An 18645-nucleotide genomic window follows, 5' to 3' on the forward strand; every position below is an offset into this window, starting at 1 on the left:
GTGTTGCGGCCACTAGCGTCGGTGGCATGTCGCCCGGGTCGTCGCGTCGTCGCCGTACACCCCCGGGCGTCGAATGGCTCCGCAACCGGGTGCCGACCCGGTCGGTGGACGCGGCCGCGTACCTCGAGGCGTTCGTGCTCTCCGGGGTGGTCACCGTGCTGCTCACCCGGGCGTACCTCCAGGCCACCGGCTACCCGCAGCTCGGCGGGGGCGGACTGCACGTCGCGCACGTGCTCTGGGGCGGGCTGCTGATGGCCGCCGGCCTCGGCATCGCGCTGGTCTTCCTCGGCGGTGGGCCCCGGACGGCCGGCGCGATCGTCGGCGGCGTCGGCTTCGGGCTCTTCATCGACGAGGTGGGCAAGTTCGTCACCACCCGGACCGACTACTTCTACGCCCCGGCCGCCGGCATCATCTACGGCGCGTTCGCCCTGCTGGTCGTGCTCACCCAGGCGGTCCGTGGCCGGATCCGGCTGACCCCCGCCGAGCGGACCGCGAACGCCCTGGACATGGTGCTGAGCGGGGTGCCGGGTGGGCTCACCGACCGGCGGCGCGCGGCGGTGCTGCGGCTGGTCCGGGGATCGGGTCCGGCCACCGAAGCGGCGGTGAGGCGACTGCTCGACGCGGTGCCCCGGCGGGAGCCGCCACCGGTCCGGTTCTGGCAGCGCTGGGTGGCCGCTTCCCGTCGGGTCGTCGCCTGGCTGACCGCCCGCCGGTGGCTGGTCTGGCCGGTGGTGGTCTACCTGGTGGTGGAGCCGGTGGTCACCGTGGTGGGCGTGCTGCTCGCCGGCGTCACCGGTGAGCTGGACCAGCAGCGGGAGTGGGGCGCGGTGCTGGGGACCTCGATCGCCGCGCTGATCACCGCCGTGCTGAGCGTACGGGCGGCGCTGCGGCTGCGCCGGGACCGGGCCGACGCGTTCCGGCTGTTCAAGCTGGCGCTCCTGGTCGACCTGCTCTTCGGGCAGATCTTCAACTTCACCGTCAACCAGTTCGGGGCGGTCTCCGCCCTCGCCGTCGACCTCTTCCTCCTCGGTGTGGTCACCGCCGAGCACCGCCGGCTCTGCCTGCAGGCGTCGCCGCTCGACGACTGACCGACGCCCCCTGTTCCGGATGTTCCCGCCCGGCGTGCCGTGCCCCGGTGGCCGAAGCTGGTTACGGTGTGCGGGTGATCTAGGGAAGGAGAATCATGGTCGATGCCCACGGCACGCCCACCCGTGCCCGGCCGGGCCTGGTGACGATATCCAGCTGGCTGCTCATCCTGTTCGCCGTCATTCAGGTGGTCAACCTGATCCTGACGATTTCCACCATCGGCACCGTCCGGAAGGTCCTCGAGGACGCCTACCGAGGGACCTCCGCCGAGCAGGCCGGCGAGTTGGCCTACGTGTTCGGCATCGCGTTGGCCGTGCTGACCCTGCTGCTCGCCGTCGGCATGGTCGTCCTCGCGCTGCTGAACAACCGCGGGAAGAACGGCGCCCGGATCACCACCTGGGTGCTGGGCGGCATCCTGATCTGCTGCACCGGCGGCAGCCTGGTGAACAACGCGGCCGGCGGGCTGACCAGCGGCGGGAACACCGGCGACATGCCGAGTGGGGCGGAGGTCCAACGCCGGCTGGAGGACGCGTTGCCCTCCTGGTACGGCCCGCTCACCACGTTGCTCGGCGTCCTCGGCATGCTCGCCCTGCTGGTCGCCCTGATCCTGCTGGCGCTGCCGAAGGCCAACGCCTTCTTCCGCAAGCCGCAGCAGACCTGGGAGCCGCCGCTGCCCGGCGGCGGCTACCCGGCCCAGCCGTACGCCCCCGGCCAGCCTGGTCAGCCCGGTCAGCTTGGCTACCCGCCGGCCCCGGGCCACCCCGCCGCGCCCGGTCCGTGGCAGCCGCCGGCCCCGCCGGCTCCCGGCCAGCCGGGATCGGACCAGCCTGGTTGGGACCGACCGGCACCGGGCCGGCCGGGTGGTGGGGAGGACGGGACCGAGGGGCCGGGAACCCGGCCGCCATCGGGAAGTTGACGTCCGGATAAGGGCGACGCCGACGATCCCTCCGAGTAGGTTGCAAGCCGATGCCTACCGGAGGGATCTGTCGTGTCGTATCCCGATCAGGCGCCGCCCCGCCGTCCGGCGGCGGTCGTCGCCGCGGCGACGGTGCTGCTGCTGATGGCGGTCGGCGCCGCGGTGTACGCCGTCGCGGGCCTGCTCGTCCTGGGTGGCACCGTCGACCGCTTCCGATTGGCCGCGAGCGCGACCGGTGCCGGGGGCAGCGAGATCGACGGCGTGGTGTCGCTGCTGCGTGCCTCCAGCGTGCTGTCGGCCGTGGGAGGCGTGCTGGTCGGCCTGGTGCTCGTCGGTCTCGCCCTCGGCCTGCTCGCCGGCCGCGCGGGTGCCCGGGTGGGCACCTGGGCGGTCTGCGGGCTGGGCCTGCTCTGCGGCTGCTGCGGGCTGGCCGTGCTGGTCGGTCAGCGGGCCGCGCCACTGCGGTTGGGCGCCGACGAGCGGGTCACCGCCGAGCTGCTGGCCCGGCTGGGTGACGCGTATCCGGGCTGGTGGATCCCGCTGAACGCGGCCCTGTCGGTGGCGCAGGTCCTCGGCTACCTGGTGGTCGCCGCCCTGCTGACCCTGCCCGCCGCGAGCGCCTTCCTCCGCCGCCGGCCGACCCCGACCGGCCCGATTCCCCCGACCGGCCCGATTCCCCCGACCGGCCCGACGCCCCCGGCCGCGCCGAGCTACCCGGCTCCGACCGGCTACGGACCGCCGTCCGCCCCGCCCGGCTACGGACCGCCGTCGGGCCTACCGACCCCGTCCGACTACGGGCCGCCGTCGGCCCCACCCGTCTCCGGGCCGCCGTCGGCCCCGCCCAGTGACGGCCCGCCCCCACCCCCCGAGGACCGCCCATGACCGCCGAACCACCCTTCGCCCCACGACGGGCCCTGATCACCGGTGCCAGCGCGGGGATCGGCGCGGCCTTCGCGCACCGGCTCGCCGCCGACGGCTGGCACCTGGTCCTGGTGGCCCGGGACGCCGGTCGGCTCGACGCCACGGCCGCCGAGCTGACCGGCCGGTACGGGCGGGAGGCCGAGGTGATCTCCGCCGATCTGTCCACGGACGACGGTTGCGCGGCGGTGGAGCGCCGGCTCACCGCCGACCCGCCGATCGAGCTGCTGGTCAACAACGCCGGGATCAGTCTCAACACCCCGTTCCTCCGGTCGACCGTCGAGGACGAGGCCCGGCTGCTGCGGCTCAACGTGCAGGCCGTGCTGCGGCTGACCCACGCCGCCCTCGGCCCGATGGTCGAACGCGGGCGAGGGGCAGTGATAAATGTCTCTTCGGTTGCGGGTTTCGGGGTGGTCATGCCTGGCTCGACGTACTCGGCGAGCAAGGCTTGGGTGACGAATTTCAGTGAGTCGATCGGCCGTTCGGTGGCGCCGCGCGGCGTACGGGTGATGGCGCTCTGTCCGGGCTACACCCGCACCGGTTACCACGAGCGGGCGGGCATCGACATGTCCGCGACCCCGCGCTGGATGTGGCTCAAGGCCGACGATGTGGTCGCCGAAGGGCTGCGTGACCTGGAAAAAGGAAAGCTGGTCAGCGTTCCGACGTGGAAGTACAAGCTGGCGGTGGCCGGTCTGCGGCACGCGCCGAGGCGGCTGCTGCGCGGGGTCTCCCGGGACACCCGGGGGCGGGTGGGCCGGGACGGCGGTTGAGCGCGGTCGGCCGGACGGCTGTCCCGCGGGCGGGACGTGGCGGCGCCGACCCGGATGGACGGTCGCGCGGAGTAGTCGGACATCGCCACCCATCGGTCGCCCGCAGGGCTGACCCGGGTGGACCCCACATCCGGCTCCCAGACTTGCGCAGTACCCTCTATCGCCATGGGCCACCACGACGACCTGCGTAAATTCATCACTGACCTGGCTGTGGTCCATGGCCGGGTGGTGCTGTCCTCAGGTCGCGAGGCGGACTGGTACGTCGATCTGCGTCGCGTCACGCTCGATCACCGGGCGGCGCCGTTGGTCGGTCGGGTGCTGCGCGAGCTGACCGCCGACTGGGAGTACGACGCCGTCGGCGGGCTGACCCTGGGGGCCGATCCGGTCGCCCTCTCGATGCTGCACGCGGCCGCCGCGACCGATCGCCCGCTGGACGCGTTCGTCGTCCGCAAGGCGGGGAAGGCGCATGGTCTGCAACGCCGGATCGAGGGGCCGGACGTCGCGGGTCGTCGGGTCCTGGCCGTGGAGGACACCTCGACCACGGGTGGCAGTGTGTTGACCGCCGTCGACGCACTGCGCGAGGCCGGGGCCGAAGTGGTGGGTGTTGCGGTTATTGTTGATCGAGGTGCCGGCGACGCGGTGCGAGCCGCCGGATTGCCTTATCGGGCGGCCTATACGTTGGCTGACCTCGGCCTTGTGGCGTAAAAGTCGACCGATTCGGATCTGCTGATATGCAGGCGGATCGATGCTGCTGGTGGAAGGATGGAATACGTGGGAACTGCGTTGGCTGAAATGACCATGCCTCAGATCTCGCCGCTTGCCGGCGAGCCGATCGAACGTGCCGATGCCGAGCGTCTCGCGGGGGTCCTCAAGGCCCTCGCGGATCCCGCCCGGCTGCGGCTGCTCAGCCTGATCCAGTCGGCCCCCGAGGGCGAGGCGTGCGTCTGTGACCTGACCGCGCCGCTCGGCCTCTCGCAGCCGACGGTCAGTCACCACCTGCGTATCCTCACCGAGGCCGGCTTGCTGGAGCGGGAGAAGCGCGGTGTCTGGGCGTACTACCGGCTGGTGCCGAGCGCGATCGCGACGATCGCGGATCTGCTGACCCCGCCGCGCAAGCGGGCCACCAAGAAGGCCCGCTGAAACCGGACGTGTCCGACGACCGGATGGTCGCCCCTGCCCGGGGCGGCGTCGGGTGGCGTGCTTGGGGTGGCGCCACCACCGGACGGTGACGGCTGCCCGTCATCCGTACCATCCGCAGGTCGACAGGTCGTTGCCGATGGCCGGCCCCCGCGAGGGGACCGGCCATCGGCGTACCCGGGATCAGCGGCCGTGCTGGCCGTGGTGGGGGTGGTCGTCGCCGTCGACGGCGTCCCGCACCGCGTCGGCCACCCCGGCCGCGCTGGCCGCGGCGACCATCGCGGCCGCCTCGCCGCGCTTGCGCGCCCGCCGGTCGCGGAGGAACTCGAAGAAGATCGGCAGCACCGAGATCACGACGATCAGCGCGACCACCGGCAGGATGTACCGGTCGATCTTGTCGCCGATCGCGCTGTAGATCTGCTCGGCGAGCAGGTAGCCGATCAGCAGGATGCCGTCCACCCAGAGGAAGGCGCCGACGATGTTCCAGAGCAGGAACTGTCGGGCCGGCATGCCGAGCACCCCGGCCACCGGGTTGAGGAACGTGCGGACGATCGGGATGAAGCGGGCCAGCACCACGGCCTTCGCCGGGCCGAACTTCTGGAAGTAGTACTCCGCCTTCTCCACGTACTCCCGCTTGAAGAGGCGGGAGTTGGGGCGCTCGAACATCCGGCGGCCGTACCGGGCACCGAGCCAGTGCCCGAGCTGCGCGCCGGCGATCGCGCAGAGCGGCCCGCCGATCAGCAGCGCGGCCAGGTTCAGCCGGGTGCCGCTACCGAAGATCGCGTCGGCCACCGGCGAGGCGGCCACGCCGGCCAGGAACAGCAGCGAGTCGCCCGGGAAGAAGAAGCCGACCAGTAGGCCGGTCTCGGCGAAGAGGATCGCCCAGACGCCGATCAACCCGAAGGTGTGAATCAGGTCCTTCGGGTCGATCGGGTTCAGGGCGATGCTCTCGGAGAGCATCCGGGTCTTCTCTGCTGTGTCCACGGCCACAAAGGTTACCGAAGCCCGGACCGGCGTCGCGCCGGACCGGTCCGGACGGGTCAGAGGCGGGGGTCGACCGGCTCGGACTCGCAGGCGAGGATGGCGAAGACCAGCTCGTGGCGACGCCAGAGCGGGGCGTCCGCGGCCAGCGCGTCCAGAGCGGCCAGACCGAGGGCGTGCTCGCGCAGGGCCAGGCCGCGCTTGCGGCCCAGCGACCGCTTGCGCAGCGCGGCGAGCTGACCCGGCTCGGTGTACCCGGGGCCGTAGATGATCCGCAGGTACTCCCGGCCCCGGCACTTGATCCCCGGCTGGAGCAGCGAACCCCGCGCCGAGCGGGCGGCCGGCCCGGCGTACGGCTTGACCACCATGCCCTCCCCGCCGGCCGCGGTCAGCGCCAGCCACCACTCGGTGGCCGCCGCCACCGCCGACGGGTCGGTCAGGTCGACCACCTGCCGGCGGGTCGGGGTGAAGAACTCCGGGTCGGCGGCGCAGAGCCGGTCCGCCAGGTCGAGGTGCCAGCCGTGGTCCCGGTCGGCGTAGCTCGCCCCGGCCCCGGCCAGCACGGCGAACGGCGCGAGGGTCACTCCGCGCAGCCCGTCGGTCGGCCCGACGTACGCCCGGTACGCCGCCGAGTAGGCCCCGATCTCCGCCGCCCGGTCGGCCATCCGCCCGCGCAGCTCGTCGACCGGCAGTCCCCGCCCGGCCGCCGCGTCCAGCGTGGCGAGCACCGCTGGCAGCGCGGCCCGGCCGGCGGCGCCGACGCTCGCGTACTGCTCCCGGATCAGCCCACCCGCCTTCGCCGACCAGGGCAGCAGCTCGCAGTCGAGCAGCAGCCAGTCGGTGTCCAGCTCGGCCCAGAGCCCGGCGCCGGTCACCGCGGCCCGGACCCGGGCCAGCAGCTCGTCGTCGAGCGGCGACCCGAAGAACGGCCGGCCGGTCCGGGTGTGCACCGCCCCGCCGCCGAACCGTCCGGGCTCCCGCTCGACCAGCACCACCGCGCGGGAGCCCATGTGCTTCTCCTCGCAGACCACCCGCTCGACGCCCGCCGACCGGTAGTCGGCGAACGCCTGCGCCGGGTGCTCCAGGAACCCGTCGGTGGTGGCGGTCGAGCAGGGCGCCATCGTCGGCGGCAGCCAGACCAGCCGGCCCGGGTCCACCGCGAACCGGCTCATCACCTCCAGCGCGGCGGCGGCGTTCTCCGCCGGCACGGTCAGCGTCCCGTACGCGTGCTCGAGGTGCCGGCGGCCGGTCACGTCGGCCAGGTCCAGCACGGTGTCCGGCCGGGTTGGCGTGGGCGCGACCAGCGGGCGGGCCGGGGCGTACCACTCCTTGACCGCTCCGACGGCGACCAGCTCCTTCTCCGGGTAGCGGAGCGCGGTGAGCTTCCCGCCGAAGACGCAGCCGGTGTCGATGCAGATGGTGTTGTTCACCCACTCCGGCTCCGGGGTGGGCGTGTGGCCGTACACGACCATCGCCGAGCCCCGGTAGTCGCGCGCCCACGGGTAGCGGACCGGCAGGCCGAACTCGTCGGTCTCGCCGGTGGTCTCCCCGAACAGCGCGAACGCGCGGACCCGGCCGGAGGCGCGGCCCTGGTAGGCCTCCTTCAGCCCGGCGTGCGCGACCACCAGTCGCCCGCCGTCCAGCACGAAGTGGCTGACCAGGCCGTCGACGAACCCCGCCACCTCCGCGACGAACTCCGGGGACTCCGCCGCCAGCTGGGCCATCGTCTCGGCCAGGCCGTGGGTGAGCCGCACGTCCCGGCCGCGCAGCCGGCGCAGCAGCTTCTGCTCGTGGTTGCCGGGCACGCAGATCGCGTGCCCGGCCGCGACCATGCCCATCACCAGGCGGAGCACGCCGGGGGAGTCCGGGCCGCGGTCCACCAGGTCACCCACGAAGACGGCGGTACGACCAGCCGGGTGCACCGCGTCCACCGGGCGGCCCGCGTCGTCGCGGCGCAGCGACCAGCCGAGCCGGAGCAGCAGCGCCTCCAGCTCCTCGCGGCAGCCGTGCACGTCACCGACGATGTCGAACGGCCCGGTCAGCTCCCGCCGGTCGTTGAAGAGCCGCTCGTACCGGATCCGGGTGGCGTCGATCTCCTCGACGCCGCGCAGCACGTGCACCTTGCGGAAGCCCTCCCGGGCCAGCTGCCCGTACGTCCGGCGCAGGTCGCGCTGCATCCGGCCCAGCACCTGCCGGCCGAAGGTCCGGTCGGCCCGCCCCTCGGTCCGCTCCCAGGCCAGCGCCTCCGGCACGTCCAGCACGATCGCCACCGGCAGCACGTCATGCTCCCGGGCCACCCGCACCAGCCCGGCCCGGGCGTGCGGCTGGAGGTTCGTCGCGTCCACCACGGTCAGCCGGCCGCGTCGCAGCCGGGTCCCGGCAACGTGGTGCAGCGCCTCGAAGGCGTCCGCGGAGGCCGACTGGTCGTTCTCGTCGTCGGCCACCATCGCCCGGAACATGTCCGAGGAGAGCACCTGGCTGGGCAGGAAGTGCCGCCTGGCGAAGGTGGACTTGCCGGAGCCGGAGACGCCGACCAGCGCCACCAGGGCGAGCTCGGGAATGTCGAGCGTGGTCATCGGCTCTCCTCCTGCCGGGTCAGCACGGCCTGCTGGGTCGGTGCGCCCACCTCGGGGTCGTCGTCGCCGATCCCGCCGATCGCGGCGGAGTAGCCGTACGCCGCGGCCACCCGCTCGACCCAGGACGCGAACTCGGCGCGGGTCCACTCGAAGCGGTGGTCGGCGTGCCGGAACCGGCCCGCGCCGAGCCCCTCGTAGCGGACGTTGTACTCGGCGTTCGGGGTGGTCACCACCACCGTGCCCGGCCGGGCGTGACCGAACACGGCGTCCTCCAGCGCCGGCAGCCGGGGCGGGTCGACGTGCTCGATGACCTCCATCAGCACGGCCGCGTCGTACCCCCGCAGCCGGTCGTCCCGGTAGGTCAGCGCCGACTGCCGGAGCCGGATCCGGTCGCGCTGCCGCTCGGGCAGCCGGTCCAGCCGGAGCCGGCGGGCGGCCAGGGTCAACGCGTGGCTGGAGACGTCGGTGCCGACGACCTCGGTGTACCGCCGGTCGGCGACCAACGCGGTGAGCAGCGCGCCGCCACCGCAGCCCAGGTCCAGCACCCGGGACGCGCCGCTGGCCCGCAGCGCGGTCAGCACCGCCTCGCGTCTCCGTACGGCCAGCGAGGCGCGCTGCGGGCTGTCGGTCTTCGGCTCGTCGGTCACACTGTCGTCCGCAGGCGGCTCGTCGGCCAGTCGCAGCTCGGCGAGGCGGGCCAGGGCCTCACCGGCAAGCGCGCGCTGGTGCGCCAGGTAGCGGCGGGTGATCAGGGCCCGCTCCGGGTGGTCGGCCAGCCAGCCGACGCCGGCCCGAAGCAGCTTGTCCACCTCGTCCGGCGCCACCCAGTAATGCTTGGCGTCGTCCAGCACGGGCAGCAGGACGTACAGGTGGTTGAGCGCGTCGGCGACCCGGAACGTGCCGGTGAGGGTCAGTGCGACGTACCGGCTGTCACCCCACTCGGGGTGCGTCCCGTCGAGCGGGATCGGGTCGGCCGTCACCGTCCAGCCGAGCGGGGCAAAGACCCGCACGGCAAGCTCCCCGCCGCCCGGGCAGCGCAGCACCGGCACCCGGATCTCCAGCGGGATTCCGGTCGCGGCCAACTCCGGCCGGTCCCGGGACTCGCCGCGCAGCGCGGACCGGAACACCTTGGCCAGCGCCGAGGAGAGCAGGCTGGACGCGGCGTACGGGCGGTCGTTGACGTACTGGCCGAGGGTGAAGGCCTCCGGGGTGGCCGCCTGCGCCTTCCCGCGACCGCGACCGCCGCCCAGCCGGAGCGGGTCGACCTCGACCAGCAGCGCGGCCGTGCAGCGCTGCTCCTCCGCCTCCGGGTAGAACACGTGCGCGGTGCCCGCCGGCAGGTCGAAGCTCTGCAGGCGGTCCGGGTGCTTGACCAGCAGGTGGCCGAGGTCGGTCGCCGGGTGGTGGGTCGTCGTCAGGGTGAGCAGCACGCCGTCGATGGTGTCAGGACGATCGATCTTGCGTCGTCCCGTTTTCGCCGGTACGCACGACGACGCCCCGCCGACCTCGGGTCGACGGGGCGCCGGTGCTGTCGTACGGATCAGGCGACGAAGCGGGTCTTGCGGCGGCGGGCCATCACATAGCCGCCCATGCCGGCGGCGAGCAGCAGCGCGCCGAGGCCGGCGATGAGGCCGGTCGAGGAGCCGGTGATCGGCAGGCTGCCGCCGTTACCGCCACCCTGGCCGCCGTCGCCGTCGCCGTCGCCGCCGTGGCCGTTGCCGTTGCCGGTCGGATTGACGATGATCTGCGCGGTGTTGTTCTCCGCCTTCGGGTCACCCGCCAGCTTCGTGGCGATGCTGCCGGTGGCGTTCGGCACCACCTTGTCGATGCGGAGCCCGAACTCGTACGGGTTGTTCATGCCCTTCGGCGTCTCGGTGACCTGGCAGGCGTACTCCTTGGCGCCCGGCTCGCCCCAGCCGGCGTTCCACGGATCCCACTCCTTGCCCGGCACGTACGGCACGCAATCGAAGGGCGCCTCGATCACGGTGGTGCCCTCCGGGATGGAGATCCGGACCGGCAGGTCCTCGATCCCGATGCCCGGCGTCCCCTGGCCCTGGTACTCGAGCACGGCCGGCCCCAGGTTGGTGAAGCTCGGTCGGACGGGGACGACGTCACCCTTCTTGCCCTTGGTGGTGGCACCCTTGGCCGCCAGGTCCGCCGGGTTATTGCCGGTCACCTTGACCGTCGCGATGGTGAAGTTGTTCATCTGGTCCAGGTCGGTCTGCGGCACCCGGGCAGCAGCCGCGCGCGGCTGCTGCTCGACCAGGCGGAGCTCGCCGCCATCGCCGGGCTTGAAGTCGTTCTGCGGCCAGTCCTTGAACGCCTGGTTCCAGTCGTCCGTGGTCCACCAGTCCAGGTAGGTCGGGAACTTGGCGCCGGTACGCGTCTCGGGCCGTAGCTTGACCGGAAGGTCCTCCGAGAGCTGGTACGACTTGCCCGGCTCGATCTTCGTGTCGAAGGTGCAGAAGGCGTACATGCCCTCCTCGTCCGAGTTGCAGTTCGAGAAGTTGCCGGCATAGGCGGCCAGCCAATCGGCCTGCACGACGAGGACGGTGCCGTCGACGGTGGTCTCACTGACGTTGCGCACGACGCCCGGCACGCCCACGCGGGTGCCCGGGGCCCCGCTGACCTCGACGGTCTCGTCGCTCACCAGGTCGACACCCTCGGCGATGGTGATGCCGGCCGTCGCGGTGGCCGTCTTGCCGCCGGAGGTGATGCTGATCGTCAGATCGCCCTGCTGTCCCGGCTTCGCGTCGTCCTTGCCCGTGACCATGTAGTCGAACCATGGCTCCTGGCCGTCCGCGAGATCGGTCTCGCAGTGCAGCTTGGTCGGCGACACGTCGCACGTCCAGTCCCACGCCGGCTCGACGGTGGCGAAGTCCGCGACCTTGGACAGGTCGACGTCCACCGTGGTCGGGCCGAACTTCGGCTCGGACTCGGTGTCGGTGGCGTGGGCGAAGAACCAGCCGTAGTTCACGTGGCCGGGCGCGACAAGCAGGTCATGCGTGACGATCTCGAAGGGGGCGTCGGCGGCGGCGGCGGGGTTGGCGGAGGCGGCGATGAACGCGGCTGCGACGCCCAATCCGGCGAGCCAGCGCCGGGTGGAGTTGGTGAGCATGTGGGGGTTCCTCCCGTGATTCTTCAGGTGGAGCCCGTGGAGCTTAAAGAATCTTTAAATTCCCTGCTATCCCGGACGGCGGTGCCCGGAGCAAATTGACCGAACGGCTGATCGATGCCGGTGCAATGTTTCGCCGCGTCGTACCCGTCAATAGGGCGGGACACCGGGAGGTGCAGTGACGTACGAGGAGTTCGCCGACTCGCGGCTGGGCGCCCTGCTGCGGTACGCGGTCATGCTGACCGGGGATCCGCACCAGGCCCAGGACCTGGTCCAGGACACCATGGTGCGGGTCCAGCTGAACTGGCGGCGGGTGGCGCGGACCGACTCCCCGGAGCGGTACGTCCGCCGGATGCTCACCAACCAGTACGTCGACTGGCGGCGCGGGTCGTGGGCGCGCCGGGTCCTGCTGCGCGGCGAGCCGGACGCGGCGGTGCCAGCGCCGACCGACCACGCACAGTCCGCAGTGGACCGCGACCAGGTCTGGTCCTGGCTGTCCCGGCTGCCCCGCCGGCAGCGGGCCACGCTGGTGCTGCGCTACTACGAGGATCTGCCGGACGCCGAGATCGCCGAGATCCTCGGCTGCGCCGTCGGCACCGTCCGTTCCTGCATCTCCCGGGCGCTGGCCACCCTTCGAGCCGAGTACGTGGAGGCCTGCTCATGATCGAGGATGACCTGCGGGCCGCCTTCGCGCGGCACGAGACCCTGACCCCGCCCACCGGTCCGCTCCGCGCCGCCATCGAACGGACCGTGGTCCGCCGGCGCCGCCGCCGGCTCCAGCTCCGGCTCAGCGGTACGGCGTTGGCGCTGGTCGTCGCCACCCTGGTCGGTTTCACGGCGTTCACTCCGGACCGCCCGCAGACCGCGACGCTGCTCCCCCAGCCCGCCGCGTCCACGCCCACCGGGGCGCTGAACGTGTTGCTGGTCGGGGCGGACGGGCCGGCGGACCGGCCCTACCGGTTTGCCGACTCGGTGCTGCTCGTACACGTCCCGGCGGACCGCAGTCGGCTCTACCTGGTCTCGCTCCCGCGCGACCTGGAGGTGTCCATCCCCGGCGAGGGGAAGGACAAGCTCAACGCCGCCCTCTTCCTCGGTGCCGGCGAGCCGCGCCCGGACCTGGCCCGCGGCTACGCGCTGATCCGGCGGGTGGTCTCCGACACCACCGGCGTACGGATCGACGCGGGTGCCGTGCTGACGTCCCCGGTGCTGCGCAGGCTGGCCGACGCGGTCGGCGGCGTACCGGTCTGCCTGCCGGCCGAGGTCCGCTCCGCGCACACCCGCCGGGTGTTCCCCGCCGGCTGCCAGCAGCTCGACGGCCCCGCCTCCGTGGACCTGCTCCGCCAGCGCTACGGGCTGCCCGACGGCTCCCTCGACCGGGACCGCAACGCGCAGCGGTACGCGGCCGGGCTGCTCCGCCGGGTCGACGAACGGGGTGTGCTGACGAACCCGGTGCTGCTCTCCACGCTGCTCACGCAGGTCGGCACCGGACTGGTGACCGACCCGGGTGAGACGTCCCTGCCGGCGCTGCTCTCGGTGGCTGCCAAGGCGACCGGCGCCGCGCCGGTCGCGGTGGTCCTTCCGGTCAAGTACGGCGAGAAACCCAGCTACCGGTTCCGGCTGGACCCCGCGCGGGGCCCGGGGTTCCTCACCGCGCTGCGGGAGGACCGGCTCGGCGAGTGGACGGCGGCCCACCCGGACCAGGTGACCGGCCTGGGGTGAGGGTCAGCGGTAGTCGTCCTCGTCGGCGGCGACCACCCGGGCCTGCTCCATCGCGTCCCAGTCGTCGACCTCCAGGCCGCGGTGCGGCTCGGTCTCGCCGTCACGCGGGTCGGTGGACATCGCCTGCTCGACGGCGTCGGCCGGCTCCGCCTCCGGATCCCGCTCCTCCGGAGCGAGGTGGTCGCTGGGGGCGAAGTCCTCGTCGGGCTGACCCATCGTCCCTCCCTGGATCTCGGTGCGGACAACCATCCACACACCGTACGGGCTGGGCGCGCAGCCTGCCTGCAGCCGAGCGGAACCGGAGTCGGCGGATTGTCCCTCCGTAGCGGGACCCCGGTGCCAGGATGGGGGCGTGGGCTTCCTGATCCGGCTGGCGATCACCGCGGTCGCGCTGTGGGTCACCACGCTCATCGTGCCCGGGGTCGAGGTGAGCGGCCGCAACGGCGCCCACACCGCGCTGACGCTGATCGTGGTGGCGCTCATCTTCGGCGTGGTCAACGCGGTGCTCAAGCCGCTCATCAAGGTGTTCGGCTGCGTGTTCTACCTGCTCACCCTCGGTCTGTTCGCGCTCGTGGTCAACGCGCTGCTGTTTCTGCTCACCGACTGGATCGCCCGGGGTCTGGATCTGCCGTTCCGGGTGGACGGCTTCTGGGCGGCTTTCTGGGGCGCCATCGTGATGTCGGTGGTGAGCTGGCTGATCAGCGTCGCCGTGCCGGACCGCCTGGAGGGCCGGTGAACGCGCCGGTGGGCGCGCCCCGGGTCGGTGGTGCCCGCCGCCACCTTCTACGGGATACTGCCCGCGGTGGACAGCGCGGTCCGGCGCACCCATGGAAGACAGCGGCCTGCACGGCCGAGAGCGGTAAGTAAGGAGCGTTCGACATGCCCATCGCCTCCCCCGAGACGTACGCGGAGATGCTGGACCGGGCCAAGGCCGGCCGGTTCGCGTACCCCGCGATCAACGTGTCCTCCTCGCAGACGCTGAACGCGGCGCTCAAGGGCTTCGCCGACGCGGAGAGCGACGGCATCATCCAGGTCTCCACCGGTGGCGCGGAGTACCTCTCCGGTCCGTCCGTCAAGGACATGGTCACCGGTGCGGTGGCGTTCGCCGCGTACGCCCGCGAGGTGGCCAGGAACCACCCCGTGAACATCGCCCTGCACACCGACCACTGCCCGAAGGACAAGCTGGACAAGTTCGTCCGGCCGCTGATGAAGATCTCCCAGGAGCGGGTGAAGCGCGGCGAGGAGCCGCTGTTCCAGTCGCACATGTGGGACGGCTCGGCGGTGCCGGTGGCGGAGAACATGGAGATCGCCGCCGAGCTGCTCGACGAGGCCGCCAAGGCCAAGGTCGTCCTCGAGATCGAGGTCGGCGTGGTCGGCGGCGAGGAGGACGGCGTCGAGAACGCCATCAACGAGAAGCTCTACACCACCGTCGAGGACGGCCTCGCCATGGTGGAGGCGCTCGGCCTGGGCGAGAAGGGCCGCTACATGGCGGCGCTGACCTTCGGCAACGTGCACGGCGTCTACAAGCCGGGCAACGTCAAGCTCCGCCCCGAGGTGCTCGAGCACATCCAGATGGCGGTCGGCGCCAAGTACGGCAAGGAGAAGCCGCTCAGCCTGGTCTTCCACGGCGGCTCGGGCTCGCTGTTGTCGGAGATCCGGGAGGCGCTGGACTACGGCGTGGTGAAGATGAACATCGACACCGACACTCAGTACACCTTCACCCGGCCGGTCGCGGACCACATGCTCCGCAACTACGACGGCGTGCTCAAGGTCGACGGCGAGGTCGGCAACAAGAAGCTGTACGACCCGCGGGCCTGGGGCAAGGCCGCCGAGGCCGGCATGGCCGCCCGCGTGGTGGAGGCCTGCGAGCACCTCCGCTCCACCGGCACCAAGATGAAGTAACCAGCACATACGTCGAACGGGCCGGCTCCCGCGCGGGAGTCGGCCCGTTCCGTGTCAGACCCGGGCGGTCAGCACCCGGACCGCCTCGCGGACGTCGTCGGTCAGGTGCACCGTGGCCGACAGGTCGCCGACGTGCGAGGCGGCCAGCAGCGGCCGCAGCAGCGACTCGATCGGCAGCTCCGTCGTCCAGTACGCCCGGTCGAGGAAGACGTACGCGCCGCTCGCCCCGTCGGTGCCGTAGTACGTCTTGGTGGCCGCCTGGAACACCTCCTGCACCGTGCCGGCCCGGCCGGGCGCGAAGACGATCCCACCCCGGGCCAGCCGCAGGATGGTGTCCTCCCGGATCGCGTTGGAGAAGTACTTGGCGATCCGCCCGGCGAACAGGTTGGCCGGCTCGTGCCCGTACAGCCAGGTGGGGATGGCGAGCCCGCCCGAGCGGGCCCACTCGGTGCCGGCCGCCGCGGGGCGCTGCGCGGGCAGCGTCGGGCCGGGCCCGTACCGCCGGCGTACCGCCAGGGCGGCGGCGGTGTAGCGGTCGTGGTCGGTGAAGTCGGGGGCGGTGGCGAGCAGGTCGATGGCGGCGGTCAGCTCCTCCGCCGGCCAGGCCGCGAGGAAGGCGCCGAGGTTGGCCGCCTCCATCACGCCCGGACCGCCGCCGGTCACCACCAGCCGGTCGGCCCGGGCCAGCTCCCAGCCCAGCACCGCGGCCATCCGGTACGCGGCGCTGCCGCGCGGCACCGCGTGCCCGCCCATCACCCCCACCACGGACTGCGGCCCGTGCGCGGCCAGCCACGCCCGGGTGGCGTCGACCAGGGCGTTGTCCACCCCGTGGTCGTGCAGCCGCTGGCCGAGCGCCTCGCGGACGTCCGGCAGGGCGCCGCCGTGGGCGCGGAAGTGCTCGTACACCCGGGTGTCGTACATCCCGGCGAAGCCGCCGTCGGCGAAGCCGGCGGCCAGGTCGTCCGGGGTGTACAGGTGGGACGGCTGGGTCGGGTAGGGCAGCCCGGAGAAGGGCGGCACCACGTTCGCGCCGCGCCGGACCAGGTCGGCGCCGACCTCCCGGCCGGCGAACCGGCAGCCGACGAAGAGGGTGCCGGCGACGTCGACGCCGGTCAGGTCGGGGACCGGGTCGAGGTCGAGGCGGAGTCCCTGCACGGTCAGCCCGGTCAGGCTGCCGGCGGCCAGCCGCCGGTCGAACTCGGCTCGGGTCTCGATCTCGTCGACGCTGGTGTCGTGCGGCTCGATGACGTCTGCGGGAGGTGGGGTCGGCACCAGGTCATCCTGCCCGGAGCGGGCAACCCGGCAAACTTCGGCAGGACGGACAGGAGCCCGACGACCTGGCCGCCGGGCGAAGCGGGTTGAATGGGGCGATGCAGAACCTGTTGCCTGAGCCACCGGCCACCCTCCTGCCCGAGAACGAGGAGGCCGACGCCGCCCTGGCCGACGCCGCCCAGCAGGACACCGACGAGGCGTACGCCGCCGTGGCAGCCCGTTTCCCGACCTACAGCGCGGCCTGGGCGGCGCTCGCCACCCGCGCGTTCGCCGTGGGCCAGGTCATTCCCGCGTACGCGTTCGCGCGCACCGGCTACCACCGCGGCCTGGACCAGCTGCGCCGCAGCGGCTGGAAAGGGCACGGTCCGGTGCCCTGGTCGCACGCCCCCAACCAGGGCTTCCTGCGCTGCCTCTACCTGCTCTCCCGGGCCGCCGGTGAGATCGGCGAGGCCGACGAGGCGGCCCGCTGCGCCCAGTTCCTCCGCGACTGCGACCCGGCCGCCGGGGACGCCCTGGCCAGCAACTGACCCGCGCCTCTCGACGGCCGGTCAGACCCTCAGGTCGGGCCGGCCGTCGTGTCGTCCCTGGTCCCTCCCGTGCACGGGCCGGTGGCCCTGGCCGGTTTCGGCGCGGCCAGGGCGCCGCTCACCCAGACTGGGACCGTGAACGAGACGGGTCGGGTGGAGGCGTTCAGTGACGGCGTCCTGGCGATCGCCATCACGCTGCTCGTCCTCGAACTGCCCGTACCGAGGCGGGACGTCGGGTCGCTGGGGCACGCGCTGGTGGAGGAGTGGCCGTCGTTCGCCGCGTACGTGACCAGCTTCCTGGTGATCGGCATCATCTGGATCAACCATCGCGCCGTCTTCCGGTCGATCGGGCGGATGGACCGGACGCTGCTCTTCGGCAACCTGGTGCTGCTGCTCTTCGTGGCCACCATCCCGTTCACCACCGCGTTGTTCGCCGAGCACCTGACCGAGGGCGGTGGCAACGCGCGTACCGCGGCAGTGTGCTACTCGGCGGTCATGCTGGGCATGGCGCTGGCCTTCACCGCGCTGCACGCCCGGGCCACCCGCCATCCCGGGCTGCTCGCCGAGGGAGTCGACGCGGTGGCCGCCCGCCGGACGCTCCGTCACTTCGGCCTCGGCGTGGTGGTTTACTCGCTGACCGTCGTGATCGCGCTGGTCAGCGCGGTGGCCTGTCTGGCGGTGCACTTCGCGCTGGCGTTGTACTACTCCTTCGAGCAGACTCGCGGTCTGGCTCCCGACCGCGGCTGACCGCCGGCTCTGCTACAGCCCCTCGGCGACTGCTGCGGCGATCTTCAGCCAGGCGTCCCGGGTGGCCGAGGAGAGCTGCCCGTACCGGATCGGCTCCCCGGTGTCGATCAGCCGCTCGTACGGCGCGAGCAGCACCGCCCGGGTCCGGGCGGCGAAGTGCTCCTGGATCGCCGGCAGGTCGATCTCCTTGCGGGACGGCGGCATCGACACCACTGTCACCGCCTGCCGGACCAGCCGCTGCCGCCCGCTCTGCTCCAGGTGGTCGAGCATCCGGGCGGCGGTCTCCGCCGAGTCGTTCCGGGCCGACATGGTGACCACGAGCTGGTCGGTGGCGTCCATCGCAGCCTGCCAGTTCTGCGCCCGGACGTTGTTCCCGGTGTCCACGAAGATCAGCTTGTAGAAGCGGCTGACCACCTCGCGGATCTCGGCGAACGCGGCGGCGGTGAGCATCTCGCCGCCGGTGGCCGACTCGTCCGACGCGAGCACGTCGAACATCCCCTCGCCCTGCGAGCGGACGTACTGCGACAGGTCGCCGACTCGGCCGTGCGCGGCCTGGAACTGGCCCAGGTCGCGCAGCATGTCCCGGACCGTACGGGAGTGGAAGTCCTGCTGGGCCCGCATCCCCAGGGTGCCCTGGGTCTCGTTGTTGTCCCAGGCCAGCACGTACCCGCCGCGCTTCTGCCCGAACGTCATGGCGAGCAGCAGGATCGCCACGGTCTTCCCGGCGCCGCCCTTCGGGTTGACCACCGTCACCTGACGCAGCCCGCCGAAGTTGCGGCGGACCATCTCGATGTCGCGCTTGAGCTCCTGCTCGTGCCGCCCGGGCGCGAGCCGGACCAGCCCCATCTTGTTGACCACCGCCCGGACGCCCATGGTGGCCACCGGGTCCACCGGCCTGGCCTGACGCCGCCGGGCGAAGTCCTCGGCCGTCGGCGTGGCACCGGTCTCCGGCGTCCAGACCGGATCCGGGTACGTCGTG

General features: G+C 72.6%; 18 protein-coding genes and 1 pseudogene. 12 read left to right on the forward strand and 7 right to left on the reverse strand.

Features of this window, described 5'->3' with window-relative positions:
* Window positions 1–89 precede the first annotated feature (89 nt).
* From SLP03_RS14505 to SLP03_RS14530, 6 genes and pseudogenes are all read left to right on the forward strand, one after another.
* On the forward strand, window positions 90–1088 hold the full coding sequence (locus tag SLP03_RS14505) for a hypothetical protein (RefSeq protein WP_319461127.1): 999 nt from the start codon (window positions 90–92) through the stop codon (window positions 1086–1088).
* 95 nt (window positions 1089–1183) lie between these two features.
* Entirely contained in the window at window positions 1184–2002 is an 819-nt protein-coding gene (locus SLP03_RS14510; protein ID WP_319461112.1) for a hypothetical protein, read from the forward strand.
* A 72-nt stretch (window positions 2003–2074) separates the two neighbouring features.
* Window positions 2075–2683: pseudogene (locus tag SLP03_RS14515) on the forward strand (hypothetical protein); the annotation flags it as partial.
* Between the two features lie 197 nt (window positions 2684–2880).
* The gene (locus SLP03_RS14520) at window positions 2881–3690 is read left to right on the forward strand and encodes an SDR family oxidoreductase (RefSeq protein WP_319461113.1); all 810 of its coding nucleotides are present in this window, start codon (window positions 2881–2883) and stop codon (window positions 3688–3690) included.
* Between the two features lie 165 nt (window positions 3691–3855).
* Window positions 3856–4395: an orotate phosphoribosyltransferase gene (gene pyrE, locus SLP03_RS14525; RefSeq protein ID WP_319461114.1), complete on the forward strand. Its 540-nt coding sequence runs from the start codon at window positions 3856–3858 to the stop codon at window positions 4393–4395.
* Between the two features lie 57 nt (window positions 4396–4452).
* On the forward strand, window positions 4453–4830 hold the full coding sequence (locus SLP03_RS14530; RefSeq protein ID WP_007454255.1) for an ArsR/SmtB family transcription factor: 378 nt from the start codon (window positions 4453–4455) through the stop codon (window positions 4828–4830).
* A gap of 180 nt (window positions 4831–5010) precedes the next feature.
* Here SLP03_RS14530 and SLP03_RS14535 read toward each other — a convergent pair whose 3' ends face one another.
* From SLP03_RS14535 to SLP03_RS14550, 4 genes are all read right to left on the reverse strand, one after another.
* Entirely contained in the window at window positions 5011–5787 is a 777-nt protein-coding gene (locus SLP03_RS14535) for a DedA family protein (protein WP_319461128.1), read from the reverse strand.
* A gap of 80 nt (window positions 5788–5867) precedes the next feature.
* Window positions 5868–8384: a polynucleotide kinase-phosphatase gene (locus SLP03_RS14540; RefSeq protein WP_319461115.1), complete on the reverse strand. Its 2517-nt coding sequence runs from the start codon at window positions 8382–8384 to the stop codon at window positions 5868–5870.
* Complete coding sequence (locus SLP03_RS14545; protein WP_319461116.1) at window positions 8381–9814, reverse strand: 3' terminal RNA ribose 2'-O-methyltransferase Hen1; 1434 nt, start codon at window positions 9812–9814, stop codon at window positions 8381–8383. Before SLP03_RS14545 ends, SLP03_RS14540 begins: the two co-directional genes overlap by 4 nt.
* A 110-nt stretch (window positions 9815–9924) precedes the next feature.
* The gene (locus SLP03_RS14550) at window positions 9925–11502 is read right to left on the reverse strand and encodes an LPXTG cell wall anchor domain-containing protein (protein WP_319461117.1); all 1578 of its coding nucleotides are present in this window, start codon (window positions 11500–11502) and stop codon (window positions 9925–9927) included.
* Between the two features lie 175 nt (window positions 11503–11677).
* On the opposite strand from SLP03_RS14550, the gene SLP03_RS14555 reads away from it, so the two are divergent.
* Window positions 11678–12163 carry a SigE family RNA polymerase sigma factor gene (locus SLP03_RS14555; RefSeq protein WP_319461118.1) on the forward strand — a complete coding sequence of 162 codons (486 nt, stop codon included), beginning with the start codon at window positions 11678–11680 and terminating at the stop codon, window positions 12161–12163.
* On the forward strand, window positions 12160–13218 hold the full coding sequence (locus tag SLP03_RS14560; protein WP_319461119.1) for an LCP family protein: 1059 nt from the start codon (window positions 12160–12162) through the stop codon (window positions 13216–13218). The genes SLP03_RS14555 and SLP03_RS14560 overlap by 4 nt, the downstream gene beginning before the upstream one ends.
* Window positions 13219–13221: 3 nt before the next feature.
* Here SLP03_RS14560 and SLP03_RS14565 read toward each other — a convergent pair whose 3' ends face one another.
* The gene (locus SLP03_RS14565) at window positions 13222–13434 is read right to left on the reverse strand and encodes a hypothetical protein (RefSeq protein ID WP_319461129.1); all 213 of its coding nucleotides are present in this window, start codon (window positions 13432–13434) and stop codon (window positions 13222–13224) included.
* Between the two features lie 136 nt (window positions 13435–13570).
* On the opposite strand from SLP03_RS14565, the gene SLP03_RS14570 reads away from it, so the two are divergent.
* On the forward strand, window positions 13571–13954 hold the full coding sequence (locus tag SLP03_RS14570) for a phage holin family protein (RefSeq protein WP_319461120.1): 384 nt from the start codon (window positions 13571–13573) through the stop codon (window positions 13952–13954).
* A 143-nt stretch (window positions 13955–14097) separates the two neighbouring features.
* Window positions 14098–15120 (forward strand): class II fructose-bisphosphate aldolase, encoded by a 1023-nt coding sequence (gene fbaA, locus SLP03_RS14575; protein ID WP_319461121.1) that lies wholly within the window; start codon window positions 14098–14100, stop codon window positions 15118–15120.
* A 54-nt stretch (window positions 15121–15174) separates the two neighbouring features.
* Here fbaA and SLP03_RS14580 read toward each other — a convergent pair whose 3' ends face one another.
* Window positions 15175–16392, reverse strand: a complete 1218-nt coding sequence (locus tag SLP03_RS14580) for a hypothetical protein (protein ID WP_319461122.1) — start codon at window positions 16390–16392, stop codon at window positions 15175–15177.
* Between the two features lie 98 nt (window positions 16393–16490).
* Here SLP03_RS14580 and SLP03_RS14585 point away from each other — a divergent pair, with 98 nt between their 5' ends.
* Window positions 16491–16919 (forward strand): DUF3151 domain-containing protein, encoded by a 429-nt coding sequence (locus SLP03_RS14585; RefSeq protein WP_319461123.1) that lies wholly within the window; start codon window positions 16491–16493, stop codon window positions 16917–16919.
* A gap of 135 nt (window positions 16920–17054) precedes the next feature.
* The gene (locus tag SLP03_RS14590) at window positions 17055–17666 is read left to right on the forward strand and encodes a TMEM175 family protein (RefSeq protein ID WP_319461124.1); all 612 of its coding nucleotides are present in this window, start codon (window positions 17055–17057) and stop codon (window positions 17664–17666) included.
* Between the two features lie 12 nt (window positions 17667–17678).
* Here the strand turns inward: SLP03_RS14590 and SLP03_RS14595 are convergent.
* On the reverse strand, window positions 17679–18645 hold a 967-nt coding region (locus SLP03_RS14595), incomplete at its 5' end, for a MinD/ParA family protein (RefSeq protein WP_413644524.1).

The sequence above is a fragment of the Micromonospora sp. RTP1Z1 genome (genome assembly GCF_033804685.1).
Classification (GTDB): Bacteria; Actinomycetota; Actinomycetes; order Mycobacteriales; family Micromonosporaceae; genus Micromonospora.